The 26,999-nt window shown below is 38.2% G+C and carries 25 protein-coding genes; 6 read left to right on the top strand and 19 right to left on the bottom strand.

Annotated elements, in window-relative coordinates; translation table 11 throughout:
- Window position 1: 1 nt before the first annotated feature.
- Window positions 2-1,756: an aminodeoxychorismate synthase component I gene (gene pabB / locus GX497_07880; protein ID HHY73131.1), complete on the top strand. Its 1,755-nt coding sequence runs from the start codon at window positions 2-4 to the stop codon at window positions 1,754-1,756.
- A gap of 51 nt (window positions 1,757-1,807) precedes the next feature.
- Here pabB and GX497_07875 read toward each other — a convergent pair whose 3' ends face one another.
- A complete protein-coding gene (locus tag GX497_07875; protein ID HHY73130.1) occupies window positions 1,808-3,358 on the bottom strand; it encodes a methylmalonyl-CoA carboxyltransferase in 1,551 nt (516 codons plus the stop codon).
- Window positions 3,358-3,774 (bottom strand): methylmalonyl-CoA epimerase, encoded by a 417-nt coding sequence (gene mce, locus GX497_07870; protein HHY73129.1) that lies wholly within the window; start codon window positions 3,772-3,774, stop codon window positions 3,358-3,360. The genes GX497_07875 and mce overlap by 1 nt, the downstream gene beginning before the upstream one ends.
- A 192-nt stretch (window positions 3,775-3,966) precedes the next feature.
- Between mce and prli42 the strand changes: the two genes are divergently transcribed.
- Window positions 3,967-4,059: a stressosome-associated protein Prli42 gene (gene prli42 / locus GX497_07865; GenBank protein ID HHY73128.1), complete on the top strand. Its 93-nt coding sequence runs from the start codon at window positions 3,967-3,969 to the stop codon at window positions 4,057-4,059.
- A 70-nt stretch (window positions 4,060-4,129) separates the two neighbouring features.
- On the opposite strand, the gene GX497_07860 is transcribed toward prli42, so the two are convergent.
- From GX497_07860 to GX497_07820, 9 genes are all read right to left on the bottom strand, one after another.
- Window positions 4,130-4,705: a L,D-transpeptidase gene (locus GX497_07860; GenBank protein HHY73127.1), complete on the bottom strand. Its 576-nt coding sequence runs from the start codon at window positions 4,703-4,705 to the stop codon at window positions 4,130-4,132.
- A 56-nt stretch (window positions 4,706-4,761) separates the two neighbouring features.
- Window positions 4,762-5,715, bottom strand: coding sequence for an aromatic acid exporter family protein (locus GX497_07855; protein HHY73126.1), 954 nt, complete (start codon window positions 5,713-5,715; stop codon window positions 4,762-4,764).
- A gap of 90 nt (window positions 5,716-5,805) precedes the next feature.
- Complete coding sequence (locus tag GX497_07850; protein ID HHY73125.1) at window positions 5,806-6,528, bottom strand: amino acid ABC transporter ATP-binding protein; 723 nt, start codon at window positions 6,526-6,528, stop codon at window positions 5,806-5,808.
- The gene (locus GX497_07845; GenBank protein ID HHY73124.1) at window positions 6,521-7,156 is read right to left on the bottom strand and encodes an amino acid ABC transporter permease; all 636 of its coding nucleotides are present in this window, start codon (window positions 7,154-7,156) and stop codon (window positions 6,521-6,523) included. Before GX497_07845 ends, GX497_07850 begins: the two co-directional genes overlap by 8 nt.
- 93 nt (window positions 7,157-7,249) lie before the next feature.
- Entirely contained in the window at window positions 7,250-8,056 is an 807-nt protein-coding gene (locus GX497_07840; protein HHY73123.1) for a transporter substrate-binding domain-containing protein, read from the bottom strand.
- Between the two features lie 211 nt (window positions 8,057-8,267).
- Window positions 8,268-8,705, bottom strand: coding sequence for a BrxA/BrxB family bacilliredoxin (locus tag GX497_07835; protein HHY73122.1), 438 nt, complete (start codon window positions 8,703-8,705; stop codon window positions 8,268-8,270).
- A 276-nt stretch (window positions 8,706-8,981) separates the two neighbouring features.
- The gene (meaB, locus tag GX497_07830; GenBank protein HHY73121.1) at window positions 8,982-10,118 is read right to left on the bottom strand and encodes a methylmalonyl Co-A mutase-associated GTPase MeaB; all 1,137 of its coding nucleotides are present in this window, start codon (window positions 10,116-10,118) and stop codon (window positions 8,982-8,984) included.
- Window positions 10,119-10,121: 3 nt separating this feature from the next.
- A complete protein-coding gene (gene scpA / locus GX497_07825; GenBank protein ID HHY73120.1) occupies window positions 10,122-12,317 on the bottom strand; it encodes a methylmalonyl-CoA mutase in 2,196 nt (731 codons plus the stop codon).
- On the bottom strand, window positions 12,318-14,459 hold the full coding sequence (locus GX497_07820; protein ID HHY73119.1) for a methylmalonyl-CoA mutase: 2,142 nt from the start codon (window positions 14,457-14,459) through the stop codon (window positions 12,318-12,320). It lies immediately after the preceding gene.
- Between the two features lie 307 nt (window positions 14,460-14,766).
- On the opposite strand from GX497_07820, the gene GX497_07815 reads away from it, so the two are divergent.
- Window positions 14,767-15,087, top strand: a complete 321-nt coding sequence (locus GX497_07815; protein ID HHY73118.1) for a YbjQ family protein — start codon at window positions 14,767-14,769, stop codon at window positions 15,085-15,087.
- Window positions 15,088-15,091: 4 nt separating this feature from the next.
- Window positions 15,092-15,322, top strand: a complete 231-nt coding sequence (locus GX497_07810) for a hypothetical protein (GenBank protein HHY73117.1) — start codon at window positions 15,092-15,094, stop codon at window positions 15,320-15,322.
- A gap of 105 nt (window positions 15,323-15,427) precedes the next feature.
- On the opposite strand, the gene GX497_07805 is transcribed toward GX497_07810, so the two are convergent.
- The 3 genes from GX497_07805 to GX497_07795 form a co-directional block, all read right to left on the bottom strand.
- A complete protein-coding gene (locus GX497_07805; protein HHY73116.1) occupies window positions 15,428-16,717 on the bottom strand; it encodes a DUF4179 domain-containing protein in 1,290 nt (429 codons plus the stop codon).
- The gene (locus GX497_07800) at window positions 16,710-17,255 is read right to left on the bottom strand and encodes a sigma-70 family RNA polymerase sigma factor (protein ID HHY73115.1); all 546 of its coding nucleotides are present in this window, start codon (window positions 17,253-17,255) and stop codon (window positions 16,710-16,712) included. Before GX497_07800 ends, GX497_07805 begins: the two co-directional genes overlap by 8 nt.
- A 290-nt stretch (window positions 17,256-17,545) precedes the next feature.
- Window positions 17,546-19,093, bottom strand: a complete 1,548-nt coding sequence (locus GX497_07795) for a tetratricopeptide repeat protein (protein ID HHY73114.1) — start codon at window positions 19,091-19,093, stop codon at window positions 17,546-17,548.
- Between the two features lie 203 nt (window positions 19,094-19,296).
- On the opposite strand from GX497_07795, the gene GX497_07790 reads away from it, so the two are divergent.
- Window positions 19,297-19,938, top strand: coding sequence for a hypothetical protein (locus GX497_07790; GenBank protein HHY73113.1), 642 nt, complete (start codon window positions 19,297-19,299; stop codon window positions 19,936-19,938).
- 181 nt (window positions 19,939-20,119) lie between these two features.
- Window positions 20,120-20,482: a hypothetical protein gene (locus GX497_07785; protein HHY73112.1), complete on the top strand. Its 363-nt coding sequence runs from the start codon at window positions 20,120-20,122 to the stop codon at window positions 20,480-20,482.
- Window positions 20,483-20,939: 457 nt separating this feature from the next.
- On the opposite strand, the gene GX497_07780 is transcribed toward GX497_07785, so the two are convergent.
- From GX497_07780 to GX497_07760, 5 genes are all read right to left on the bottom strand, one after another.
- The gene (locus tag GX497_07780) at window positions 20,940-22,244 is read right to left on the bottom strand and encodes a 2-oxo acid dehydrogenase subunit E2 (protein HHY73111.1); all 1,305 of its coding nucleotides are present in this window, start codon (window positions 22,242-22,244) and stop codon (window positions 20,940-20,942) included.
- 20 nt (window positions 22,245-22,264) lie between these two features.
- Window positions 22,265-23,248, bottom strand: coding sequence for an alpha-ketoacid dehydrogenase subunit beta (locus GX497_07775; protein HHY73110.1), 984 nt, complete (start codon window positions 23,246-23,248; stop codon window positions 22,265-22,267).
- Window positions 23,249-23,263: 15 nt separating this feature from the next.
- Complete coding sequence (locus GX497_07770; GenBank protein HHY73109.1) at window positions 23,264-24,256, bottom strand: thiamine pyrophosphate-dependent dehydrogenase E1 component subunit alpha; 993 nt, start codon at window positions 24,254-24,256, stop codon at window positions 23,264-23,266.
- 52 nt (window positions 24,257-24,308) lie between these two features.
- The gene (lpdA, locus tag GX497_07765) at window positions 24,309-25,730 is read right to left on the bottom strand and encodes a dihydrolipoyl dehydrogenase (GenBank protein ID HHY73108.1); all 1,422 of its coding nucleotides are present in this window, start codon (window positions 25,728-25,730) and stop codon (window positions 24,309-24,311) included.
- A gap of 156 nt (window positions 25,731-25,886) precedes the next feature.
- Complete coding sequence (locus tag GX497_07760; GenBank protein HHY73107.1) at window positions 25,887-26,987, bottom strand: Glu/Leu/Phe/Val dehydrogenase; 1,101 nt, start codon at window positions 26,985-26,987, stop codon at window positions 25,887-25,889.
- Window positions 26,988-26,999 lie beyond the last annotated feature (12 nt).

Genomic DNA, 26,999 nt, shown 5'->3' with positions numbered 1-26,999 from the left:
GATGCAAACAAAAAATACAGAAACGAAGAAACCTATCTTATCATTTGAATTTAAAAGCGCAGCAGGAGAACTTCAGCCACTTACATTTAGCAACCCAGATAAAATTATTGTTGCTAACACTGTCGAAGAGGTATTGCCTTGCTTACAAATCATTCAAGATGCTGTACAGAATGGCTATTATGCCGCTGGTTTTCTGTCATATGAGAGTGCCGCGGCATTTAATAAGGCTGTTCGTACTAAGCAAAGGAATACAATGCCATTATTATGGTTTGGACTATTTTCAGAGCCAGAATATCATTCGCTAACTAGCACAGGTACATATCATGTTGAGAAATGGCAGTCTTCTGTGAATATGGAGGAATACGAATCGGCAATTTCGACTATTAAACAATATATTGAAAGCGGCGATACATATCAGGTGAATTATACGATTCGCCTTCATTCCGAATTTCAAGGTGATGATCTTGCTTTTTTTGAAAAACTAAAAAAAGCACAAACTGCCAATTATTGTGCTTATATTAATACAGGAGAGCATAGTATTTTATCTACCTCACCTGAACTATTTTTTCATTTAAAAGATGGTAACATCACGACAAAACCGATGAAAGGAACAGCGAAACGAGGATATTCATGCATAGAAGACGAAGAAATCGCAAATTCTCTTTATCATTCAGAAAAAAACCGTGCTGAAAATGTAATGATTGTTGATTTACTTCGCAATGACTTAGGTATGATAGCTGAAACAGGTACAGTAAATGTTGCGAAGCTGTTTGAAATCGAACGGTATCCTACCGTGCATCAAATGACATCAACAATTACTGCCAAAGTTGCACCTAATAAAGAGCTTATTGTTATTTTAAAAGCACTTTTTCCTTGCGGATCGATTACAGGTGCTCCAAAAATCCGTACAATGGACATTATTACCGAGTTAGAAACAGCGCCACGCGAAGTATATTGTGGTGCGATTGGTTTTATAACACCAACAAAGGAAGCAATCTTTAATGTCCCGATAAGAACAGTAATCATCGACCAATATTCAGGAGAAGCAACTTATGGTGTTGGCGGTGGGATTACTTGGGATTCAACGGTGGAAGGTGAATATAACGAAATTCTTGCAAAAGCGAGTTTCCTTGATAAAGAGCAACCTCCATTTCAATTACTAGAAAGCTTGCTGCTAAGCGAAGGTGAATATTTTTTATTAGAAGAACATCTTAATCGCCTGCAAAACTCGGCAGATTATTTCAGTTTCCAATATAAATTAAAGGATATCAAAAACAGCTTACTTGAGTTCGCCAATCAAAATAACAATGGCAAGCTAAAGATTCGGCTTCTTCTAACAAGAAATGGAGAAATAGAAATGGAGGGTGTTCCAATTACACAGTCAAAAACACCTTTAAAGGTCGCACTTGCTGACCAACCAATATCAAAAGAAAATCCATTCCTTTATCATAAAACAACAAATCGAGATGTTTATACTAGGTTTCAAAAACAACATCCTGAAGTTTACGATGTACTTCTGTGGAATGAAAATAAAGAGCTGACAGAGTTTACGAATGGGAATGTCGTTTTGGAAATCGATGGCGTAATGTGGACACCACCAGTAAGCAGCGGTTTATTGGCGGGTACATTTCGCGACACCTTAATAAAAAATGGACAAATTCATGAAAAAACAATAACGATAGCTGACTTGAAAGTATGCACGAAAATTTGGTTTATCAATAGTGTGCGAAAATGGCTTGAAGTTCAGATTATTTAGTGGAAATAAAAAACGAGCTAAGCTTCTGCCTAGCTCGTTTTCAATATGAGTTTACAATGGAATATTTCCATGCTTCTTGCGAGGTCTTTCCTCTTTTTTGTTGCGAAGCATTTCAAGCGCTTGAATAAGCTTAATCCTTGTTTCACGCGGATCGATAACATCATCGACCATTCCGCGTGAAGCAGCAACATATGGGTTTGCAAATTTATCGCGGTATTCATCAATTTTTTCCTGACGTTTAGCATCAGGATTTTCACTTTCATTTATTTCCCTTGCAAAAATAATATTTGCTGCCCCTTGTGGACCCATTACAGCGATTTCCGCATTCGGCCATGCGTACACAATATCTGCGCCGATTGACTTACTATTCAATGCCACATAAGCGCCACCATAAGCTTTACGAGTGATTACTGTAATTTTCGGAACAGTAGCTTCTGAATAGGCATAAAGAATTTTTGCCCCATGACGAATAATACCGCCATGTTCTTGTTTAATTCCTGGGAAGAAGCCTGTAACATCCTCAAACGTGATAATTGGTATATTGAAAGAATCACATAAACGAATAAACCGTGCTGTTTTATCAGATGAATCAATATCTAATCCACCTGCCATCACCTTCGGCTGATTACATACTAATCCAACAGATTCACCATTAATACGGGCAAAACCTACAACAATATTTTTCGCAAATCCCGCATGAATTTCCATGAATGAGTCTTTATCGACAACTTGGTCAATGACAACTCGAACATCATAAGGGCGAATGGCGTCAAACGGAATCACTTCTGTTAAGTCTGGACGATAATGATCATCTTCTTCTAAGTAATCAACCATTGGTGCTTTTTCCTCATAATTTTGTGGCAAATAACCAAGTAAACGACGAACATCATTTAACACTTGCTCTTCGTTTTCCGCATGGAAATGAGCATTACCACTAATTGTATTATGTACCTTTGAACCACCAAGATCTTCTGATGAAATTTTTTCCCCTGTTACTGTTTCAATAACCTTTGGTCCCGTGATGAACATTTGACTTGTTTTATTAACCATGAATACAAAGTCTGTAATTGCTGGAGAATATACAGCACCACCTGCACAAGGTCCCATAATAACCGAAATTTGCGGTACAACCCCCGAATAAATCGAATTCCGATAAAAAATTTGTCCATAGCCATCAAGTGAAAGAACACCTTCTTGAATTCTTGCTCCCCCTGAGTCGTTTAGACCGATAACTGGAGCACCATTTTTCGCAGCAAGGTCCATAATTTTAGAAATTTTCAAAGCATGCATTTCACCTAATGCCCCGCCAAAAACGGTAAAATCTTGTGAGAATACAAAAACAATACGACCATTCACTTTCCCATAACCAGTGACAACGCCTTCGCCAGGTCCTTGTTGATTCGCCATGCCAAAGTCAACACAACGATGATCAATAAATGGATCGGTTTCAACAAATGTTCCTTTGTCGAGCAATAGATCAATTCTTTCCCTAGCTGTTAATTTCCCTTTCTCATGCTGTTTCTCAATACGTGCATCACCGCCCCCAAGTTCTACTTCACGACGACGATCATACAACTCACTAATTTTCTCAAAAATATCCATTATTTCTCCCCCTTTTCAGGCTTTTCACATAATTCAAAGCATACACCACCAGATGACTTTGGATGCATAAAAGCAATTTGTGCGCCACCTGCGCCTGTCTTTGGCTCTTCATTGACCATGCGCAAGCCATTTGCTTTAATTTCTTGTATTCTTTCTTCGATACCATCGACACCTAATGCTATATGATGAATACCTTCTCCTCTTTTTTCAATATATTTTGCGATTGGGCTTTCACTATGCAGCGGTTCTAACAATTCTATTTTTGATTCGCCAATTTTTAAAAATGCGACTTTCACTCCTTCTGATTCCACTTCTTCAATCCCTAAAAGCTCTAATTTTAGATTTTCTGTGTAAAGCGGTAATGATGCTTCAATTGATTTTACCGCAATTCCAATATGGTCTATCTTTTTTACCACTTATTTCTCCTCCTTATGTACAAACGCTCAAAAGTCATGGTTTAACCTTTTCGACATCTATTACCTAATTTCCTGCTAAACATTAAGAATTTCGCAATTTTTCATCTATTTCGACAAGCTGTTTCCCCTTGTCCTAAACATTAATAAAATAGTACAATAAAATAGAGTATATTTGTAGGGGGTATTTACAAAATGAATCGTAAATTAATGAAAATCATGGTTTATTTAATGTTGTCCACGTTGCTATTAACAACTTTACTAGCTGGAATTAGTTTTTTATTTTAAAGCTGACTCAAAAAGAACATGAGTGAGAGGCTCCATATTAAGACATTCCAGATTTATCCGGTTACAATGGTCACGAAGATGTACTCGGAGTGACCAAAATAAAATTATCTAAAAAGGATTTTAAATTATTTGGATTGTCTTGTTGAATCGCACCATATTTTTGGCCTAGTCTAACAAATGATTGGTCAGATGAAACAATGACAATTTGTGTTCCGATTGGGACTTCAGAGAAAATCTCCTCTACTTCCTCATTATACATTCGTACACAGCCTTGTGTTATATACTTTCCAATTGAATCGGGATTGTTATTCCCGTGAACCCCATATATTCTTCCATCCGTATTCTCTGCATCAAAGCCAATCCACCTTGTTCCAAGCGGATTTTCTTTAGCCCCACCAGGGATGTCCTTCTTTCGATAATAAGGATTGATGGCTTTTACCGTGATTGTAAATTTTCCAAGCGGTGTTAAGTCATCCTCTTGTCCAGTCGCAACCGTATAAATCTTTTGCAGCTTACCCTCATTAATATAGGCTAGTTGGTTTGTTTTTTTATTAACGATTAGAAACGGGTCGCCGACAATTGGATTTTGTCCGATTGGCCATAATGGTGAAAGTAACATAATCGTAAGTAGCACCTTTTCAAGCATTTGAACTCATCCTCATCGTCTATATTTGATGATAGTTTTATACTCCCCACCTATTTTCATACATCGCTTTCCCGATAATACCTTTTAATATTCAAATACTTTTCAAGTTCCCATAAAAAATTTAGCAAAGACGCACGAATTTCAAACTCTTCCCGTGTTTGCGGCAGAGGCATCTCCTTAAACGTTTTGTGCAAGCCCTCTAATTTTTCTAAAAAAAGAATCGCCGTATTTCCAGAATGCACGGCATCGGCAATCTCATCGATTAAATCGGCAATTATTTTAGAATGGAGCATTGAAATTTTTATTGATGTAACGAGGGAAAGCATCCTTTCGATGACCTCAAATTGTTTTTCTCTCATTTTAAAATATTTATAAAAATCATCGTCGACACCTAAAAAACGATTGTCCCGATGACGTACTGCCAAAGTTTTTGCCATTTGAATAATATGATAGGACTCCGTAATTTCTCTGCCATCCCAAAGGTGATCCCCTTCTTTTAAATAAATGGACATTTCATTTAGGATTTTCTTATATTGTGCTTCAAGCTCCTTTTGCAGAGCAAATAATTTATTCTCAGCACTTGGCATATATAAATTCATTAACAATGCCACACCGATGCCAATAATCAGAATAAAAATCCCATTCGCAATGGAAGTGATCGACATGTCCTGTGAATTAAAAAATTGTAAAATGATTACGGAGCTAGTTATAAGCCCTTCTTGAACTTTCAAACGTACCGCTACTGGTATAAAAAATATTAGTATAATCCCAATAACAATCGGGTAATAACCGATTCCTTCAAAAAAGATGAATGAAAAAACAATGCCAATAAGAGCGGCTACAAATCTAGCCCAAGCTGTTTTGACTGATTTCTTTTTTGTGGCTTGGATACAAAGAATCGTCAATATTCCTGCGGATGCGTAATGGTCTAAATCAAAAAATTTAGCAATGCTAATAGCAAGCACGGTTCCTATTGCTGTTTTTAAAGTTCTTGTTCCTATTTTTAGCATATAGCCCTCCTTTCATTGTCATTATAGCCTTAATTTGTGCTAAAAACAGCTTTGATTTTGAGCATAAAAAAAGAGATGATTTTTGTCATCTCATAATACTTTCGCTAAAAATTCTTTAGCACGCTCAGATTTCGGATTTGAAAAAAATTCATCTGGTGGTGCATCCTCAACGAGAACGCCATGATCTAAAAATAAAATACGATCGGCAACTTCCTTTGCAAACCCCATTTCATGAGTAACAATCGCCATCGTCATTCCTGTATGTGCCAGTGTTTTCATTACATCGAGCACTTCCTTTACCATTTCCGGGTCAAGAGCTGATGTTGGTTCATCAAATAACATCGCCTCTGGTTCCATCGCCAGCGCCCGTGCAATTGCAACACGCTGTTTTTGACCACCTGATAGACGGCTAGGATATTCATTCGCTTTATTTAATAGCCCTACTTTTTCTAAAAGCGCTCTTGCTTTTTTTTCAGCTTCTGCCTTTGAAAGGCCTTTGACTTTGATTGGCGAATACGTTAAATTTTCAAGAACTGTCATATGCGGAAATAGGTGAAAATGTTGAAAAACCATGCCGATTTTTTGTCTTACTTTCATTATATTTGTTTTCGGATTGGTTATTTCTTCCTCTTCAATCCATATCTTTCCTTCCGAAGGTTCCTCTAACTTATTTAAACATCTTAAAAATGTTGATTTTCCAGAACCAGATGGGCCAATAATCGCAACAACAGCACCATTAGCAATCGTCGTCGTAATCCCTTTCAGCACTTCTAATTTCCCATATGTTTTATGCAAATTTTCTACTTTAATCACTACGTTTCATCCTCCTCTCCATGCGTTTCCCTAGAAGAGTTAATCCCATTACCATCACATAATATATAAGTCCAGCAATTAGCATTGGCGGTAAGAATGAATAATGGTCACCACCAACAATATAGGAACGGCGCATAATATCTGTTACCCCAATAACAGAGACAAGGGCAGATTCTTTTGTTAACGTAATAAATTCATTCATTAAAGCAGGTAAGATATTTTTCATCGCCTGCGGCAAGATGATATCTTTCATCATTTGTCCATAGGGAACACCTAACGCCATTGCTGCTTCACGTTGTCCTTTATCAATCGCTTCAATTCCAGCGCGGATAATTTCCGAAACATACGCCCCTGAATTTAAGCCAAATGCCAAAACAGCAGCCATAAAAGCCGGGATTTGATAGTCGATTAATTGTGGTAATCCATAATAAATAATAAACAGCTGTAAAATTAACGGTGTGCCTCTAAAAATAGATGTATAAGCATCTCCAAACCACTGAAGCACTTTAATTCTTGAAATTTTAAATAAACTTAACAAAACACCTAGAACAAACCCTAATACTGTTGAAACAGCAACAACCTGTAAAGTGATCCAAATCCCCTTAATAATATAGGGAACGGATGGCATAATCGGTCCAAAATCCAAACTAGTGACACCTCATTTCTATATTCACTAGGAAAAGCGGCAAAACACACCGATTCGCCGCTCACGTTTTTCTTATTATTGCTCCCCGCCAAACCATTTATTAATTAATTGGTCTAGCTCGCCGCTTGCTTTCATTTCACTTATTACTTTATTAAATTCGGCTACAAGCTTGTCATTACCTTTTGGAAAGGCGATTGCAAAACCGTTTTCTTCATCGCTTTGAAGTGAAAAACTGGCCAAGTCTTTATTTTTATCTAAATATCCTTTAGCAACAACATCCTCAACAATGATTGCATCAAAACGACCTACTTTTAATTCTTGGACAATCTCAGGAACGCGGTTTCTGCTTTCAATCTTAATATCAGTTGTTACTTTTATTTCATTTGCCTTTTCCTCTTGAATGGAGCCTAATTGGACACCTACCGTTTTACCAGCTAAATCCTCAATTGATTTGAAACCAGTTTCCTTTTTAAAAATAACCATATGATTAGCTAAAAAATAGACATCTGAAAAATCTACACTTTTCTTCCGATCTTCGTCTGCAGACATCCCTGCTAAAACTATATCCACTCTGCCTGATTTTAACGCTTCAATCAAACCTGCAAAATCAATATCTTGAATTTTCAATTCATATCCAAGTCTGTCAGTGATTGCTTTAGCCAAGTCGACATCAAAACCGATAATGTCTTCCCCTTTTGCTGTATCCACAAATTCAAATGGTGGGAAATCTGCAGATGTACCCATCTTTAATACTTTTTTAGCTTCCCCAGTTCCACCGTTCGTGCTTGATGGTTGTTCATTATTATTACCACCTTGACCACAGGCTGCTAAAAGTCCAAGGAACAAAAATAGTGCGAACGCAATACTAATATATTTTCTCAATATGATTTCCTCCTTTTTCCTATGCTGTAAAATCCTTGTTTCAAAAGAGTAATAAATATTAATTTCAGTTGATAATTATGCGTTAAATTGAATTTTATCATGTTTCAAAATGGAATCAAGGGCTTGGCAAATAGATTAAATATATAAATATTTCAGAATAATATTTTTTACAAAAAAAGAAGAAGACCGTTTTCGGTCTTCTCCTTAAAAATTAAATTTCCTCACAATATTCTTCGAAAATTCCCTGCAGTTTTTGGATTACCTCAATTGGCTCTGAACCTTCGATTTCATGACGTTCTACCATAGCTACACATTTGCCATCCTTCATTAAAGCAAAAGAAGGTGATGAAGGTGGATAACCTACAAAAAACTCCCGGGCTTTTTCGGTTGCTTCTCGGTCTTGACCCGCAAAAACAGTAACCATATGGTCAGGTACTTTATCATAATGAATAGCATGTGCCGCTGCCGGACGAGCTAAGCCACCTGCACAGCCACAAACTGAATTAATCAATACAAGTGTTGTCCCCGACTTTTTGAAAGCCTCTTCGACTTCCTCTGGAGTCTTTGCCTCTGTAAAGCCAGCCGCAACGGCTTCTTTTCTGGCATTGTCAACAATGTCGTTCATAAACATATTATAATCCATATTCATCTATGTCTCTCCCACCTTTAAACAGTAATATAAAACAATAGTAACAATTTAGTGGGAGTGAAGCAAATTTAATACATTTTTATGTTTAATTTTTCTTAAACAGGGAACTATAATAATAAATCTAGGCCCCATACCCCTAGACTCCCTAGATTTTGAAGGTGAGTTACCCCCATCACTCACCTTCAGATTTTATTAAATAAACCAAGTATCTATGAGTATAAAAAAGGGTAGTTGATTGCTTGTATGCAATCAATCTACCCTTTTATGTTACGTACCTTATTCTGGAACCTTTTCGTATTGTTCAAATAAAAATTTGACGGCCTGGGTTACGGGTTGTTTCCCAGTAATAACGTCCTTTTCTATTTCTGGCATCACTTTTTTCACTTCTGAATGATTAAAGAATTTTTGTTCAAGCTGGTCTTTAATCATCGCATAAATCCACTCTCTTACTTGTGACTCACGTCTTTTTTCTAGGACGCCAGAGGCTTTGATGTTCGCTTCGAAGTTTTTCATCTCTTCCCAAATGACATCGATGCCTTTTCCGTAATAGCCGGAGCAAGTATAGGCTTTTGTTTCCCAGCCTTCTGTTGATGGTCGCAAATAGTGCAAAATCTGACTGTACTCTTTTTGGGCAATTAATGCTCTTTGTTCATTGTCGCCATCTGCTTTGTTGACGATAATGATATCCGCTAGTTCCATGACGCCTTTTTTCATGCCTTGCAAGTCATCGCCAGCACCGGTTAGCACGATAAGGGCAAACATGTCAACCATCGAACGAACAACGACTTCACTTTGACCAACGCCGATTGTTTCAATCAAAATAACGTCATAGCCTGCTGCTTCACATAAAAGCATTGTTTCTCTTGTTTTCCGGTTTACACCGCCAAGAGTGCCGCCAGATGGTGATGGGCGAATAAAAGCGTTTTTCTCGCGTGATAATTTCTCCATCCGCGTTTTATCACCGAGAACACTGCCGCCAGTGATGCTACTTGAAGGATCGACAGCTAAAACAGCAACCCGAAGTCCAAGACCACAAAGATAACTTCCCATAGCTTCAATAAACGTACTTTTACCAGCACCTGGAACGCCTGTGATACCAATTCTTAACGCCTTACCAGTGTATGGAAGAATACGGTTAAGAATTTGCTGCGCTTTTTCAATATGCTTATAGGCGTTACTTTCGACAAGCGTAATCGCACGAGCAAGGATCGTCCGATTATTGTTTAAAATGCCATTTACAACTTCATCAAGTGACAGACCTCGTTTTATTGGAGTCACAGGTAACCGAGACGACTTCATTGCGCTATCGCTAAAGCCGTCATGACCACCTTCAACACCTTTCATTACTTTTGTTGTGAAGCCTTTTGTTGCATTTTCAGGCGCCCATTCTGGTCTGCTTTCTTTATCCGTCATAAATTAAAACACATCCTCAGCCTCTAAGATACGGCGATTAATTTCTTCCATAACCTTTTGTGCGGATACAGGAATAACAGTTCCCGGACCGAAGATGGCGGTTGCACCTTGCTCTTTCAAATAATCATAATCTTGCGCAGGAATAACGCCACCACAAACGACGATAATATCCTCACGACCAAGCTTCGTTAATTCTGCAATGAGCTGTGGCAACAATGTCTTATGGCCTGCTGCAAGCGAGCTCATGCCAATCACATGGACATCATTTTCAACTGCTTGTAATGCCGTTTCTTCAGGAGTTTGGAAAAGTGGGCCGACATCGACATCAAACCCTAAATCAGCAAATGCTGTCGCAACAACCTTCGCACCGCGGTCATGTCCATCCTGTCCCATTTTCGCAACCATAATCCGTGGGCGGCGGCCTTCTCTTTCCGCAAAATCATCTGTCATTTGTTTCACTCTGTTAATAACTTCTTCATCACTATATTCAGTTGAATACACGCCACTAATCGAACGGATTGTAGCTTTATGACGGCCAGATACTTTTTCAATCGCATCAGAAATTTCTCCCAATGATGCACGAGCGCGAGCAGCATCAACTGACAACGCAAGCAGGTTTCCTTCCCCTGTTTCCGCTGCTTTCGTAATTGCCGCAAGTGCCGCTTGAACTTTAGCCTCATCGCGATTTTCACGAAGTTCTTTTAATCTTTCAAGCTGCTGTTGGCGAACAGCTGTATTATCAACTTCCAAAATATCAATTGGCTCTTCTTTATCTAAGCGGTATTTATTGACCCCAATGATTGATTCTACGCCAGAATCGATACGAGCTTGACGGCGTGCTGCTGCTTCTTCAATTCTCATTTTTGGAAGCCCTGTTTCAATCGCTTTCGCCATACCACCTAATTGTTCAATTTCTTCAATATGAGCCCATGCACGTTCAACTAACTTACCTGTTAAATATTCAACATAGTATGAGCCTGCCCATGGATCGATAACATTACAAATTCCTGTTTCATCCTGCAAGTAAAGCTGTGTATTACGGGCAATACGTGCTGAGAAATCAGTTGGTAATGCAATCGCTTCATCAAGTGCATTTGTATGCAATGATTGCGTGTGACCAAGTGCAGCAGCCATGGCTTCAATACATGTACGAGTAACATTATTAAATGGATCTTGCTCTGTTAAGCTCCATCCTGATGTTTGAGAATGGGTACGTAATGCTAACGATTTTTGATTTTTTGGATTAAACTGTTTCATCAATTTTGCCCAAATTAACCGACCAGCGCGCATTTTTGCAACTTCCATAAAATAGTTCATACCAATCGCCCAGAAGAATGATAAGCGTGGAGCAAATTTATCAATATCAATCCCAGCTTTTAAACCTGTACGTACATAATCAACACCGTCAGCGAGCGTATAAGCAAGTTCAATATCAGCAGGTGCACCAGCTTCTTGCATATGATAGCCCGAAATACTAATCGAATTGAATTTAGGCATATTTTGTGATGTGTATTCAAAAATATCAGCAATAATCTTCATTGACATTTCTGGTGGATATATATACGTATTACGTACCATATACTCTTTTAAAATATCATTTTGGATTGTTCCAGCTAATTGTTCTGGTTTGACGCCTTGTTCTTCAGCTGTCACGATATAAAAAGCCATAATTGGCAGCACGGCGCCATTCATTGTCATTGAAACAGACATTTGATCAAGTGGAATACCGTCAAACAAAATTTTCATATCTAAAATTGAATCAATGGCAACACCCGCTTTTCCAACGTCACCGACAACGCGTGGATGATCCGAGTCATAGCCGCGGTGCGTTGCCAAGTCAAACGCAACTGAAAGTCCCTTTTGACCTGCAGCTAAGTTGCGGCGGTAGAAAGCATTACTTTCCTCGGCTGTCGAAAACCCTGCGTATTGGCGCACTGTCCATGGACGAGCCACGTACATCGTTGGATATGGACCTCTTAAATACGGGGTAATACCCGGCATATAATCCATATAGGCATTTTCAGCAATATCTTCCTTTGAATACATCGGTTTTACTTTGATTTGTTCATTTGTATTAAAAAGCAAGTCCTCAAAGGAACCTTCAATCTCGTTTTCAACTTGTGTTTTCCATGTAGCTACATCAACAGTAGATGGTGCTGATTGATAGGGAATTTGCGAAAAATCTGGTTTCTTGCTCATTTAGTTAACCCCCTTACGCTCTTGCAATTTCGCAAGAGTTTGATAGCAGTTAGATTTAACGTGGATAAACTCATTAACGCCAGCTTCAACATATTGCTGTTCAAGCTCAGCAGCTGGTTTTCCTGCTACCAAAATATAAACATCTTGCCGCTTATTTTTAAGTTCTTTTGCAATCGCTGGTACAAATTGTTCATACTGCTCATCCGTACCGCAAATGATAACGATATTTAAACCTGAATGAACAGCAGCTTCAACTGCTTCTTCTGCAGTTTCGTAGCCATTGTTTCTTACCGCTTCAAAGCCACCTGCAGCAAAAAAATTAGCTGAGAAATCAGCCCTCGCTTTATGCTTTGGAATCGGTCCAAGATTAACAAAGAAAACTTTCGGATATTCACCTGTTTTTTCTTTATAATTTTCAGAAGCTGTTCTAAGCTGTTCAAAGCCTTCTGACATGCGCTGAGCAACAAGCTTGTCCACCTTAGCTCCTTTACAGTTTTCAGCTAAAAGATTAATCATTTCTCCAACCGTAGCACCTTCTGCTGCTGCATTGATGAGAGCTGGTAATAGTTGCTCCTCATTTGTAACGGCAGCTTTCGCTTCACTTAACGCCGCTTTAACATTTTCACGATTTTCGGACTTTAAAGATTTACATGCTTCAATCGTTACAGCTTTAGCATCTTCGAAGACTTCTCTAACTTGTAGCGGTTTCTCATCTAAATTAGGATACATATTCGTGCCAACGATACGGTCCTTACGATTTTCTATGTTATTTTTCTTTTTATTAGCTGTTTTAGAAATGATTTGCTGTATTAAACCAGCTTTTAACGCTTCATACATGCCGCCATTCTTTTCAATCTCTTGGAAAAGCTCCCAAGCTTTTTTGGCAACTGCATCTGTCAGTGACTCTACATACCAAGAGCCGCCTGCAGGGTCAACGATTTTGTTCAAATATGATTCTTCTTGTAAAATAATTTGCGTGTTGCGAGCGATGCGGCGTGAGAATGTGTCGCTTGCTCGAATTGCTTCATCAAATGGAGAAACATGCATGCTGTTAGCACCACCAACAGCTCCAGCAAATGCCTCTGTTGTCGTGCGTAGCATATTCACATATGGGTCATAAACTGTTTTTGTCCAGCTTGATGTGCGGGCATGGATATACATTTTTTGCGCATCTTTACTGCCACCGAAGCTCTCAACAATTTTTGACCATAACAGTCTTGCTGCACGAAGCTTGGCAATTTCCATAAAAACATTTGAGCCCACAGCAAATGAAAAATATATTTGTTTAGCAATTTCATCAATTGTTAAACCACGCTCTACCATCTCAGAAATATATTCAACTGCTGTTGCAAGAGCGAAAGCTAATTCTTCGGTAGCACTTGCGCCAGCATTATGATAAACCTCACCTTGAACATAAATGGTCTTAATATTTGGTGTGTTCTCATTTGACCATTTTGTTAACTGTGCCATTGCATTATATAGTCGTTTTATTCCAAGTTGAGAACTTCCAGTAGCAGCAATTGAGCCAATTGGATCTACACCGATATACGCTTCTAGATCGTGAATGCGATTATTTTGTTTCTTCATCAATGCAATAAAGCTAGCATATAAAGGAAGTGTACTAATCCCTGTTTGCATAAATAAGCGGTGTTCTTTAAGGTCAATGCCTGCTAATGCAGCTTCTAAGTCCTTCATTGTGGAAACGGGGACACCGTTTAAGCCAATAAGCTCTTCTCCTGCTTCATCTGGATCATAGCCTCTTTTTGTCGCTTCATCGACAGCTAAATTTACCATTGTTTGTCCACGCTCGACATCTTGAATAACTGCCTCATTAAAAGCTTTAGGACTTCCACCTGTTATTTCTTGGGCAATGTCCCATGCTTTAGCTGAATTACGCAAATAGTCTGTTCCTCTTACGAATGATCCTTCACCTGGAAGGTCATTCATATGCTCTAGACCTTCAACATCCTTTTTTACATATAAAGGTTTTAACTGAATTCCTTCATATGTATTTGTTAATAAGGTTTCAAACGGTTTTCCTTTTAACGACTGTTCAGCTGTTTCCTTCCACTCTTCGATATCAGGAAAAGGAAATTCACAAAATTGGGTTAAGTCAAACTTCGTTTCTTTTTCTGTTTTCATAATTTTTCATCTCAACAAGGAGATACCTCTACCCCTTTCCTAGAAAGTTAGCTTACTTTTATTTTTAAATTTTCTAAAAAATTGAAGCCTAATTATATAGTATTATAAATAAATCGATGTATCAATAATGCAATTTGCTGAAAATGTTGTTTAAGCAATAATTTGTAGAATTTTATCATTATCATTTTACTCCTGCTACTATTATGTCACATTTTCCATTTTTCAACTACTTGTTGCAGGCATATGAACAAAACTCTAGAATAATACTATGTAGTGATATAGATTACACAATTGGAGTGATATCGGGATGATTATTGTAACAACAGAAAATATTGTCAATCACAAAGTCATTGAAATTAAAGGACCTGTATTCGGATTAACGGTCCGTGCACGTGGTCTCGGAAAAGATATTGTGGCTTCCTTAAAGGGACTCGTAGGCGGAGAAATTAACCAATATACTGAAATGCTAGAAGATGCACGAAAACAAGCAATCGATCGAATGGTTAAAAACGCAAATTCAATGGGAGCCAATGCCATTGTAATGATGCGCTTTGATTCTGGTGAAATCGGCCAAAATATGAGTGAAATCATTGCATACGGTACAGCTGTAGTCGTAGAACCGGTATAAGATAATGGCATGGATTATTGGCTTTTATGGTATACAGTTCATCATTATCGTCGTCATTATTATTTTTTCTTGGTACATTTGGGACCGTCGTTTTAAAACAAAACACGGCAAGAACGTTCCTGACGGCTTTATCCGCACGAACGAAGTATCTTTCGATCCTACAACAAACAAAAAATTAACTGTTTACTACAACCCAGAAACAGGTGAACGATTTTATAGGGAAAATGAAGGGTGAAAATATCCCCAATTTTTCAAACAATTGACGAGTTTGCTAACAATCAGCTTGGTATTAGCAAGCAAAAAGTTAATACAAACTCGTCAATAATAAAACGACTCTTTTTTAACTAACTGGAATCACAATTTTTTTATTATACTGTTTCATGTAGTGCATCCCTCTAATTAGTAAGTATTCTGGCTTTTCTTTTGTGTCAAATAACAGCGTGCGCTCTTTCAATTCCTGTCCGTTTTCTTTCTTAATAAGATTTTGGTTTACTGTCGTTGTTAATGGGATTGATTCGTTTTGAATTTCAATAGAAACACCATCAAGCATTACGTCCTGATCCGTAGCAATTGTAATCTCAACTCCTCGTGATGTCGCAGACACATCCTTCACCCATAGTTCCTTCCCATTAAGAGCAATCCGTTCATCAGTACCTGCGGAAATAAGGGGAATCTTTTCTCCAAGCACTTGATAGCCTACAAACTCTTTCATAACTAATTCAAGTGATTTTAACGGTTTAGGCAATCGATCGTAACGGATATCAAACCTAGTGCCCATAAATGATGAGCTACTGCCACTACCGAGTGTTTCTACAGGTACACCATTTGCAATCAATTCAACCCCAAACAAGGCGGAGTGCACTCTATCAAAATTCTTAACATTTAACGTCCCAGCAATGACTGTCATCGTTGGTGTAGCTGTTATCGAATCGAACGTAATCGTCCCTTTGTCAACTTTCAATGTTTTCTTTATCCGCTGTTTCACTTCGGTTTGCATCGCTTTGTTTGGATTATAAGGAAACGTAACACTTTCTTCTTTCATTTGGCCGTTCTGTTGATGTTGCCAATAGTGGAACGTCAATTTTTTTGAGAATGGACTTACTGGATCAAACGACATCGTTCCTTTTATCTCTGCTTGATTCTCATTTATTGATGCCCAACCTCCGCCTCTATTCGAGTTTGTTAAAAAACCAGTGATTCTCGAACCTGAAAAAGGGTCGCTAGAGAAATAATCTACTCCCTTTGGATTAGCTACTGTGTAATACATCACCAATTGATTGGCATCGGTCATAATCCCATTAATGATAAAATTTGTTCCGTCTTCAAGTACTATCTTTTTTTCTACAATTTGTCCCTTACCTTCTTCATTAAGTTGTTGCAACGTACCTGTCATCACTTCGTCAAATCCGATTAGTTTCTTTCCATAAAAAGCTAAAGCATTGTATTGATAACTAATAATGGCCACAAAAAATAAGGCTACTGCAATTTTCAAAATAGGTGCTATAAGTTTCTTTCTTTTTGGAGGAATTTTCTTAAGAGCCCTGCTTAATCTCATTTCTACTTCTTCCGGTGCTGTGATTGAATCGATGCGCTCCTTCTCTTCAGCTAATCGTTTCTCAATATTATTCATTCCCATCACCTCGATAATGTTCTCTAAGCTTTTTCAATCCTTGAAAAATTCTTGATTTAACGGTACCAATTGAAACATTTGTGATAACAGCGATAGTTTGGTAGTCGAGATCATGAAAATATTTTAATTGAATCGCTTCTTTCTGATGTTCATTTAAATGGAAGAGAAGCTGTTGAATATCCATTTGTTGATCACTACTTGTATGAGGATCCGTATCCACAGCATGTTCAATGTCCCGCTCATTCGTTGAATCCAAATCATCCAAAAACACCAGCTTTTTTTGCTTACGAAGCAATGATTTACAATGATTCACTAAAATCGTTTTGCTCCAGCTATAAAAAGCTTCTTCCTTCTTTAGTTGATCAATCTTTTCATATAATGTAACAATCATTTCCTCCATTGCATCCATCGCATCATGCGAATTCCCCATGTAGGTGAAAGCAAGCCGATAATAAGCATCTTTTTCAGCCATAATTAGTTGGAGTAATGCTTCTTTACTGCCCTTTTTCGCTTTTTTCACTAATTTAACAATATTCATGCTTTCACCTCTCTCACATATAAGAGTCATTGCATGTTAAAAAAGTTCATTTTTTCTTATATTATCATCCATTGATTGATCCGCAGTTTCCGAATTGTTTTTCTTTTTCCTTACAAAGCCCCAAATCGCTCCTATACCGGCAACAATTAAAAAAAGGAGAGCAGCGGCTCTATTACCACTGGCTCTCCAATTCTTCTATTCTAGTTCTTTTGTTCTGATATTTATTGTTACGTATACAACAAATTTACCCTAGTGGTGGATATTATTATGACATGGCCGTGGGAGATTTCTCACAGGTACTTCTCTATATAGTTATATTCCTCGCTAAATTCAGAAATAAGTTCCTCAAATGCTTCACTTTCTCTTATAGGATCAAACACCGGGTCTGTAAAAGCATATTCGCTATAATAAGGATCAAATGAAAATGACGCTCTTAGATAGGAAATAGCTTCTGTTGATTTATTTTGTAAAGATAAAACTTGGGCTTTTCCGTAATATCCATGAGGATCTTCAGGGAACATTTCAATGATTTCCTCATATACCTTTAAAGCCTCTACTTCATTATAACTATAGAGCAAAATATCGCCTTTGTATGTATAAGCCTCAATATCTGATGGATCTATTTTTATAATCTTATCAACAGTGTCAATAGCATTTTGCGTTTTTTTGCTTTCATCGTAGGCATAAACCATGTACCAATAGGTATTAATGTCCTTAGGAACAAACGTTAGATATTTTTGCAAGTTATTAACCGATTCTTCATAATATTCTATATAATAATAGGCGACCCCTAGTCCATAGTAAACGTCCTCAAAGTCTTTTGTAACTCCAAATTCAATCACTGATTCGTAAGCATCTATTGCACTTTCATATTCTTCTAGATTTAAAAAAGCATTACCAAGATTGTTATATTCGTAAGCATCATTCGGTTCAATTGAAAGGCTTTTTTTCAACACCTGAACCGCCTCTTCATAGCGACCTAGTTCATTTAATGCCCATCCTTTGTTATTTAAAGCTGTATCATTTACAGGGTCCTTTTTTAAAATGAGGTCTATTAGGTTCAGCCCCTTTTTTAACTCGCCATTACTTATTAAAAGAAAAGCCTTTTCATTCTGAAGTTCTATATTATCGGGTGTTTTCTCTAATTTCTCATTAACCTCATCCAGCAAGACATCATAATTTTCTTGATTCACATTTTTATTAAATTGGATAGTATCTATGTCTACATAGGTTGTTGCAACAATAAAAAGAGTAAGGATACCTAAAAATAAAGCATTGAGTATGTAAAATAAGTATTTTATTTTTTTAAATTCATGATATTTACAAAAACCTATAGTAAAAATGATAAAACTCCATACCTCTAACAAAAATTCAATAAAAGAAAGAGCAATAAAAAGGAACCCCATAGTCCAATTAGAAATCGAGTTGTAAGGATCCTCTGTAAAAAGACTTGGACCAAACACAATGATTTCAATTACCCATATTGGGATTGTCAAGATTATTGGTACTGAAGACCATACATTTACAATCAGCATCTGATCGTATGTGGCTTTCCCTTTAAAAAGCTTTCCAATTATTTTTGCTAAAAATGCACCAATTATAAGTCTAATATACCCTGAAATAGGTCCTAGTAAGATAGCAATAATAATAATGCTAGAAAGAGACAAGTATTCACTGGCATTTTTTAAATAAAACCTTGTTAATATACTCGTTGTTCCAACAACGTATGAGATAATAAACATATGCCATCTTTTAATATTTTGATCGCTCAATGCTTCAAACGTTAAATACGGATGTCTCAAGATAGATATCCATAGGTTTTTTATTTCTTTATCCATAAATTAATCCTCCTACAGAGTATTCTATATAAACACAAAAATATATCCCCTGATTTTAAGAATACTAGTTTTATAAAAAGTAAAAATGGGCATTATTTCCCCATTCAGGGATTTTTTGTTTACCCTTTAGACAAATTATGATAACATTATACATATATTACTATTTTTAGTAAAATTATATAAAAAGGTAGGAGATTTAAAGAATGACTAAATTTTTTGCAATATTTTTTTTACTTTCTATGATGGTTATTACTGCTTGCTCAAACGAATCAGTGAAAACAGAACCCGCGAAACAAAGTGAAGCATCCACTAGTAACGAAGATCAAAAAACGGAACCTGCTACAACAGAAACAGATTCCAACGCTACTACAATTAGTGATAAGTTAAAATCTAAAAAAGTATTATCTGATAGAGTAGAAATCTTAATTCCAAAGGATTTTGAAGTTATGTCAGAAGAAATGATAGCTATCAAATACCCTCAAGGAAATCCTCCAACATTGGTTTATACAGATAATGAAGGAGAGGTTAATATTGCGTTTAATCATACAACGACACCGATTGAAGATAGCGAAATCGAACAAGCTAAACCTACTTTAAAAGCAGGCCTTGAAAGTGCTTACCCTGATGCAACATGGTATAGGGATGAAATGACAACAATTAATGGTAAAAACGTCGGGGTATTCGAATTGATAACACCTGCCCTAGATACAAATATATACAATCTTATGTTCTTTACTGAGCTGGATGGTCAATTGCTAGTGGCTACATTTAACTGCACTGAGGAATTATCGGATGAGTGGAAGCCACTTGCTCAACAGATTTTACAATCTTATAAAGTCAACTAACAAATTCAACGAATTTTATTCAAAAGCCGCTTCGGAGTCTAATTCCGAAACGGCTTTTGCTTTTGCTAAAGTATAATAATCCATGATACTAGACATAATAATAGAGGAAAATAATTTGTCAATTTTTCATCACATTTATTTTCCAATTATTTTGTATAATAATTCAATGGAGGTGATGCAAGTGGTTACTTTTATTAAAGACTATTCACTTGACACTATAAAAAGTAAACTATGGATGCTTTATTTACTAAATATAACAGATATTGTATTTACGATTTTACTTCTTAGTACTGGCTATTACATTGAGGCAAATTTCTTTATGACATCAGCCGTACAGGATCCAGTTACAAGTGTTAATTTAAAAGTTATATTACCTGCGATTGTGTTGTTATATGTATACTACCGTGCGCAATTTGCGTCCAACGTGCAGCTAAAGAAAACGAATGTTGTTATTAGTGCGATTACTTTAACCTATGCTGTCATCAATCTGTCACATCTTATTTGGTTTGCTATTTTGCCTATTTTTATTATGGTTTCGTTTTAATACAGATACTAACACCTTAGACCAACTGCTACCTTGGTCAACAACTTTACCAGTTGCTTTCATTGCTTTTAACAAGTTACCTAAATAATAACCTAGTCCCCATCTGATTAGGCGAGGACTTAGTCGAGTAGGCCCAGAGGATTTCACCCTGAGCCCCTTACAGAACCGAACGTTTTGATGTTCCTAATTTTCGCCATGAGTAATCAAAGCCTCTAGCGTTGGAACACAAGAACCGTATTTCCATGTCGTGGATGGAAAGAGGTTTCTATTTCATTTACTAGAAATAAATAAAGAGGAATCTGGTTTAAAGACTGGATTCTTTTTTTTCGCCGAAAAATGATACTCATTCCCTCCGTTCGTGCTTTGACTGCTAGCAAGCCGAAAAGAAGAGTGCTGACATAGACACTCTATGCGACTGCCCGTCGCACAAAGAGGCTGCCGCGGCAACCTCTTTGCTTTAATAAATCGATGTATTTTCTTTCGAGATATTTTCCAAAATTTCTTTGACTCTTTTTAAGAAACGACCACAGACAAGACCGTCTAAAACGCGATGATCAAGTGACATGCAAAGGTTCACGATATCTCTTGCTGCAAACATGCCGCCATTCATGATGACTGGACGTTTGACGATTGCTTCCACTTGTAAAATTGCCGCTTGTGGATAATTAATAATTCCCATGGACTGCACAGAGCCAAACGAGCCTGTATTATTCACTGTAAAGGTTCCGCCCTCTATATCAGCTTGTGTGAGTTTGCCTGCACGCACCTTTTGGGCCAAATCGTGTATTTCATGTGCAATTCCTTTAATTGTTTTTTCATCCGCATTTTTTATCACTGGAACATAAAGTGCATCTTCGGTTGCCACAGCAATTGAAATATTGATATCTTTCTTTTGAATGATTTTGTCCCCAGCCCATGTTGAATTGATGATTGGATACTCAGTAAGGGCTGTAGCAACTGCTTTCACAAAGAAGGCAAAGTATGTTAAAGCATACCCTTCTTTTTTCTTAAAATCATCCTTTACGGAGTCACGGTAAACAACTAAATCGGTTACATCGACTTCAACCATTGTCCATGCATGCGGGATTTCATGTTTTGAGCGAACCATGTTGGTAGCAATGGCCTTTCGTACTGCTGTGACAGGGATCTCGATATCTCCCATATGTCCTTCTGCTTGTAAGATAGTATTGGCTGCTATCACAGGGATTGTTTCTCTTGATTCAGTGATTTTGCTCGCTTCAATCGTTCTGCTTGCTTCCTTCGTTTGTTCCATACTTGCATTCTGCATGCTTAGATTCCCAGAATCAATCAGCTTTTGCAAATCCTTCCTCGTTATGCGTCCTCCCTTGCCCGTGCCGTTCACAAGTTCAAGATTTATATTATGTTCTTGTGACATTTTCAAAACAGCAGGGGAATAACGATACTTGTTCGGCTGTTCCACATTTAGTTGAGCAAATGGCGACGAAGGACTTGCCACATTTTGTATACTGGTAATTTGATGCTGTTCGTTTTCGCCATTATCTTCTGTTTCAATGGTGCAAATTAATTCACCGACAGCCAATGTTTCCCCTTCCTTTGCAATAATGTCTTTAACCACTCCTGCAAAGGAGGAAGGAATTTCAGCAACAACTTTATCTGTTTGCACTTCCGCAAGTGGATCATATTTTTTTACACTCGCACCAGGCTTGACTAACCATGTACTTATTGTGCCTTCGTGTACACTTTCACCCAGCTTGGGCATTGTAATCTTTTCTAAAGCCACACCTAAAGCCCCCTTTGCTTTTAGTATTCCGCTAGCTCTCTCATCGCTTTTTCTATCTTTTCTGGATTTACCATAAAAAACTTTTCCATTGTCGGTGCATATGGCATCGCTGGTATTTCTGGACCAGCAAGACGCATGATTGGTGCATCCATATCAAATAAGCAACGCTCAGCAATAATGGCCGCCACTTCACTGAGAATGCTGCCTTCTTTATTGTCCTCTGTCACTAATAAAACTTTGCCTGTTTTCGAAGCGGCTTCCATAATCGCTTCTTGATCTAATGGATACACAGTGCGAAGATCAAGGACATGAACGGAAATACCATTCATTGCTAGCCTTTCGGCAGCTTCGAGAGCAAAATGAACACATAACCCATATGTGATGACCGTAATGTCTTCTCCTTCACGCTTGACATCTGCTTTTCCAATTGGCAACACATAATCATCATCTGGAACCTCCCCTTTAATTAGGCGGTAGGCCCGTTTATGTTCAAAAAAGAGAACAGGGTCATCATCGCGGATAGCCGCTTTTAGCAAGCCTTTTACATCATATGGTGTGGAAGGCATCACAATTTTTAAGCCCGGCTGATTGGCAAAAAGAGCCTCAACAGATTGGGAGTGATAAAGGGCACCATGTACTCCCCCTCCATATGGTGCACGAATGACTAAAGGACAGTTCCAATCATTATTAGAGCGGTAGCGTATTTTCGCTGCTTCAGAAATAATTTGGTTGATAGCCGGCATTATAAAATCAGCAAACTGAATTTCGGCGACAGGACGGTGACCGTACATCGCTGCCCCGATTCCGACCCCAACGATTGCAGATTCAGCTAAGGGGGTATCGATGACCCGCATTTCACCAAACTCTTCATAAAGGCCTAACGTCGCTTTAAAAACACCGCCCTTTTTGCCAACATCCTCCCCTAACACAAATACCCTTTCATCCCGCTTCATTTCTTCGTAAAGCGCACTTGTAACTGCTTCGATGTATGACTTTATCGCCATATGAAATAATCCCCCTTAATCTCCGTACACATATTTTAAAGCATGTTCCGGTTCTGCATATGGAGCGCTTTCAGCATATTCAGTCGCTTCATCGACGATGGACTGGACCTTCTCGTAGATTGCGTTTTCTAATTCATCAGACAGAAGACCTACCTCTTTTAAATAGAAAGCGAAAGTTATGATTGGATCTCTTTTCTTAGACTCCTCCACCTCTTCACGTGAACGATAGGCCCGATCATCATCATCACTTGAATGTGGCGTTAAGCGATAAGAAACGGTTTCAATCAGGGAAGGTCCTTCCTCACTCCTCGCTCTATCTGCCGCTCTTTTTACTGCTTCATATACAGTTAGTGGGTCATTGCCATCCACTGTTTCTCCTGGCATCCCGTAACCAATTGCCCGATCTGAGACTTTTTCACATGATAATTGTTTTTCAATTGGAACAGAAATAGCATATTTATTATTCTCGCACATAAAAATAACCGGCAGCTTGTGAACACCCGCAAAGTTAGCCCCTTCATGGAAATCACCTTGATTGGAAGAGCCTTCTCCAAAGGTTACGAAAGCTACTAAATCTTTGCCTTCCATCTTTCCCGCTAAAGCAAACCCAACAGCATGTGGTACTTGAGTTGTTACTGGTGAAGACCCAGTTACGATTCTATTTTTCTTCTGGCCGAAATGACCAGGCATTTGCCGTCCTCCGGAGTTAGGATCCTCTGCTTTGGCAAAGCCTGAAAGCATGATGTCCTTTGCTGTCATTCCAAACGTAAGCACAACTCCTAAATCACGGTAATATGGTAAAACATAATCTTTATTTTTATCTAAGGCAAAGGCAGCCCCAACTTGGGCAGCTTCTTGACCTTGACAAGAAACAACAAATGGTATTTTACCAGCACGATTTAATAGCCACATCCGTTCATCAATTTTCCGGGCTAAAACCATCATTTCAAACATTTCTAATACAGTTTCATCACTTAACCCGAGTGCTTGATGGCGATTTTCTGCCATATGCGCTTCCTCCTTTTAAAAGAGTTAATTAGTCTCTAGCTCCTCTCTTGTCCTAGGCGTGAATAGCTTTTCCATCAACTGCCAATGCTGCTTCTCCAATGGCTTCAGACAAACTAGGATGAGGGTGAATTGTATGCGCAATTTCCCAAGGGGTTGCATCAAGAACTTTTGCAAGTCCTGCTTCGGAAATCATATCGGTAACATGCGGCCCAATCATATGAGCACCTAAAAGGTCATTTGTATCACTGTCCGCAACAAGCTTAACAAAACCATCCGATTCCCCGTAAACGAGCGCTTTTCCGATCGCTTTAAACATAAATTTACCAGTTTTCACGTTATAGCCTTTTGCTTTTGCTTCTTCCTCAGTAAAGCCAACGCTTGCCACTTCAGGATTTGAATAGACGCATTTAGAAATGAAAGAATAGTTAAGTGGGCTTGGATTTTCTCCTCTTAAATGTTCAACAGCGACAATCCCTTCATGCGAAGCCACATGGGCAAGCTGCAGGCCGCCAATCACATCACCTATCGCATAAATATGGGATTCTTTTGTTTGATAAAACTCGTTTGTTTTAATAAAGCCTTTTTCTATTTCTATAGACGTATTTTGCAAGCCGATATCCTCAACATTTGCTTCGCGGCCAACAGAGACTAGCATTGTGTCTGCTGAAAAGGTTTTTTGTTCACCTTTCACTTCAGCTGCAATTGTTACTCCACTTGTTTTCTCAACTGTTTCTGGGAGCACTTTCGCATTTGTAACGATTTTAATTTTTTTCTTCTTCATAATTCTTTGCATTTCTTTAGAAATTTCCTGGTCTTCCGTTGGCAAAATACGGTCCGCATATTCTAAAATAGTCACATCAACACCAAAGTCTGATAGCATCGAGGCCCATTCAACACCGATTACACCACCGCCGACAATAATAATGGAGTTTGGCAGTTTTTCCATCGCCAGCGCTTCATCAGATGTCATCACATAGTTCCCATCTACATCTAAACCCGGCAAAGTTCTAGGTCTAGAACCCGTTGCAATAATCACGTTTTTTGGGATGAGCATTTCATTTTCAGCACCGTTATTCATCTCAACTGAAACCGTCCCAGCTGTTGGTGAAAAAATCGAAGGTCCTAGAATCCGGCCAATCCCAGCATAAACATCAATTTTTCCTTTCTTCATTAAAAACTCTATGCCACGCAGTAATTGGTCGATTATTTTTTGTTTTCGTTCTTGTACCTTACTAAAATCCAGCTTAACGTCTGAAGCGAATACCCCAAATTCCTCACTGCGTTTAGCCGTCGCATAAACTTCTGCACTTCTTAATAATGCTTTACTAGGGATGCAGCCTTTGTGCAAACACGTTCCCCCAAGCTTTCCTTTTTCAACAATTGCTGTCTTTAATCCTAGTTGGGCAGCTCTTATTGCTGCAACATAACCCCCAGTTCCTCCTCCAAGTATGACAAGATCGTATTCTGTTGCCATTATTTCTCCCCCTATTCTGCAAAATCCGTAGCTTAAATTAAAACCAAGACTAGTATCACTATTATATACTATAATCCTTTGTTTCTTCTCCTTTTAAGGGTCATGATGTTCACAATTTATACTTAAATTTTTATTTGTTATATTTTATTTTCTTCTTTATCCGTTTTTTCGGCTTAATATATGCTTTTCATTTTGCAAAAATTGACTGCGAGAGTTTCGTATTTTTTCAATCCGCTCCTCGGCCAGCCGGTCCGCAGCTTTATAAGTTGGAATGCCATCACGTTTCGATATCTCAATGACTCTTGTTATGTTATCGTAAATCAGTTCTACTTTTTTCATAGCCCGATCTTGATTATAGCCATGAAGTTCATCAGCAACATTAATTACGCCGCCAGCATTGATAACATAATCTGGTGCATAGATTATACCAAGCTCATGTAATTTTTCACCATGGCGCTCCTCTTTTAATTGGTTATTCGCAGAGCCTGCAATCACTTTGGCCTTTATTTGCGGAATCGTTTGATCGTTAATTGTCGCCCCTAACGCACATGGTGCATAAATATCACAAGCTACACTATAAATATCAGTTGGGTCAACGGCTTTTGCCGCAAAATCATGAACAGCATGCTCGACAGCTTTTTTATTAATATCAGTCACAATAAGACGCGCACCTTCTTCATGTAAATAACGACAAAGAGTATAGGCGACGTTTCCTACTCCCTGAACGGCGATGGTTTTGCCCTCAAGCGAATCTGTACCAAAAGCTTCCTTTGCTGCAGCCTTCATACCGCGATAGACACCATAGGCTGTAACTGGAGAGGGATTGCCTGAGGAGCCAAAAGCTGGGGAAATGCCTGTTACATAATCCGTTTCCTCATGGATGATATCCATATCAGCAACCGTTGTTCCTACATCTTCTGCAGTAATGTATCTGCCATTTAATCCTTGAATATATCTACCGAGAGCCCTGAACATCCCTTCATTTTTATCTTGGCGAGAGTCGCCGATGATGACGGTTTTTCCCCCACCCAAGTTTAGCCCTGCAGCCGCATTCTTGTAAGTCATTCCTCTACCTAGACGAAGTGCATCTTCAATCGCTGCTTCCTCTGAATCATACGACCACATGCGCGTACCGCCAAGTGCTGGGCCAAGTGTTGTATCATGAATACATATAATCGCTTTTAAGCCAGACTGTTGATCTTGGCAAAAAATTAATTGCTCATAATCATACTTCTCCATATATTTAAAAATTTCCATTCATAGTTCCTC

Source organism: Bacillus sp. (in: firmicutes), assembly GCA_012842745.1.
In the GTDB taxonomy this organism is placed as follows: domain Bacteria; phylum Bacillota; class Bacilli; order Bacillales; family Bacillaceae_J; genus Schinkia.
The sequence above is the reverse complement of the archived record's forward strand: the minus strand, read 5'-3'. Positions and strand labels throughout refer to the sequence as shown.

Excerpts from the sequence above, each read along its gene's own strand:
- pabB (HHY73131.1), top strand. The coding sequence starts at position 2 with ATGCAAACAAAAAATACAGAAACGAAGAAACCTATCTTATCATTTGAA.
- GX497_07875 (HHY73130.1), bottom strand. The coding sequence starts at position 3,358 with ATGGATATTTTTGAGAAAATTAGTGAGTTGTATGATCGTCGTCGTGAA.
- prli42 (HHY73128.1), top strand. The coding sequence starts at position 3,967 with ATGAATCGTAAATTAATGAAAATCATGGTTTATTTAATGTTGTCCACG.
- GX497_07860 (HHY73127.1), bottom strand. The coding sequence starts at position 4,705 with ATGCTTGAAAAGGTGCTACTTACGATTATGTTACTTTCACCATTATGG.
- GX497_07855 (HHY73126.1), bottom strand. The coding sequence starts at position 5,715 with ATGCTAAAAATAGGAACAAGAACTTTAAAAACAGCAATAGGAACCGTG.
- GX497_07845 (HHY73124.1), bottom strand. The coding sequence starts at position 7,156 with ATGCCATCCGTTCCCTATATTATTAAGGGGATTTGGATCACTTTACAG.
- GX497_07835 (HHY73122.1), bottom strand. The coding sequence starts at position 8,705 with ATGAATATGGATTATAATATGTTTATGAACGACATTGTTGACAATGCC.
- meaB (HHY73121.1), bottom strand. The coding sequence starts at position 10,118 with ATGACGGATAAAGAAAGCAGACCAGAATGGGCGCCTGAAAATGCAACA.
- scpA (HHY73120.1), bottom strand. The coding sequence starts at position 12,317 with ATGAGCAAGAAACCAGATTTTTCGCAAATTCCCTATCAATCAGCACCA.
- GX497_07820 (HHY73119.1), bottom strand. The coding sequence starts at position 14,459 with ATGAAAACAGAAAAAGAAACGAAGTTTGACTTAACCCAATTTTGTGAA.
- GX497_07815 (HHY73118.1), top strand. The coding sequence starts at position 14,767 with ATGATTATTGTAACAACAGAAAATATTGTCAATCACAAAGTCATTGAA.
- GX497_07810 (HHY73117.1), top strand. The coding sequence starts at position 15,092 with ATGGCATGGATTATTGGCTTTTATGGTATACAGTTCATCATTATCGTC.
- GX497_07805 (HHY73116.1), bottom strand. The coding sequence starts at position 16,717 with ATGAATAATATTGAGAAACGATTAGCTGAAGAGAAGGAGCGCATCGAT.
- GX497_07800 (HHY73115.1), bottom strand. The coding sequence starts at position 17,255 with ATGAATATTGTTAAATTAGTGAAAAAAGCGAAAAAGGGCAGTAAAGAA.
- GX497_07795 (HHY73114.1), bottom strand. The coding sequence starts at position 19,093 with ATGGATAAAGAAATAAAAAACCTATGGATATCTATCTTGAGACATCCG.
- GX497_07790 (HHY73113.1), top strand. The coding sequence starts at position 19,297 with ATGACTAAATTTTTTGCAATATTTTTTTTACTTTCTATGATGGTTATT.
- GX497_07775 (HHY73110.1), bottom strand. The coding sequence starts at position 23,248 with ATGGCGATAAAGTCATACATCGAAGCAGTTACAAGTGCGCTTTACGAA.
- GX497_07770 (HHY73109.1), bottom strand. The coding sequence starts at position 24,256 with ATGGCAGAAAATCGCCATCAAGCACTCGGGTTAAGTGATGAAACTGTA.
- lpdA (HHY73108.1), bottom strand. The coding sequence starts at position 25,730 with ATGGCAACAGAATACGATCTTGTCATACTTGGAGGAGGAACTGGGGGT.
- GX497_07760 (HHY73107.1), bottom strand. The coding sequence starts at position 26,987 with ATGGAAATTTTTAAATATATGGAGAAGTATGATTATGAGCAATTAATT.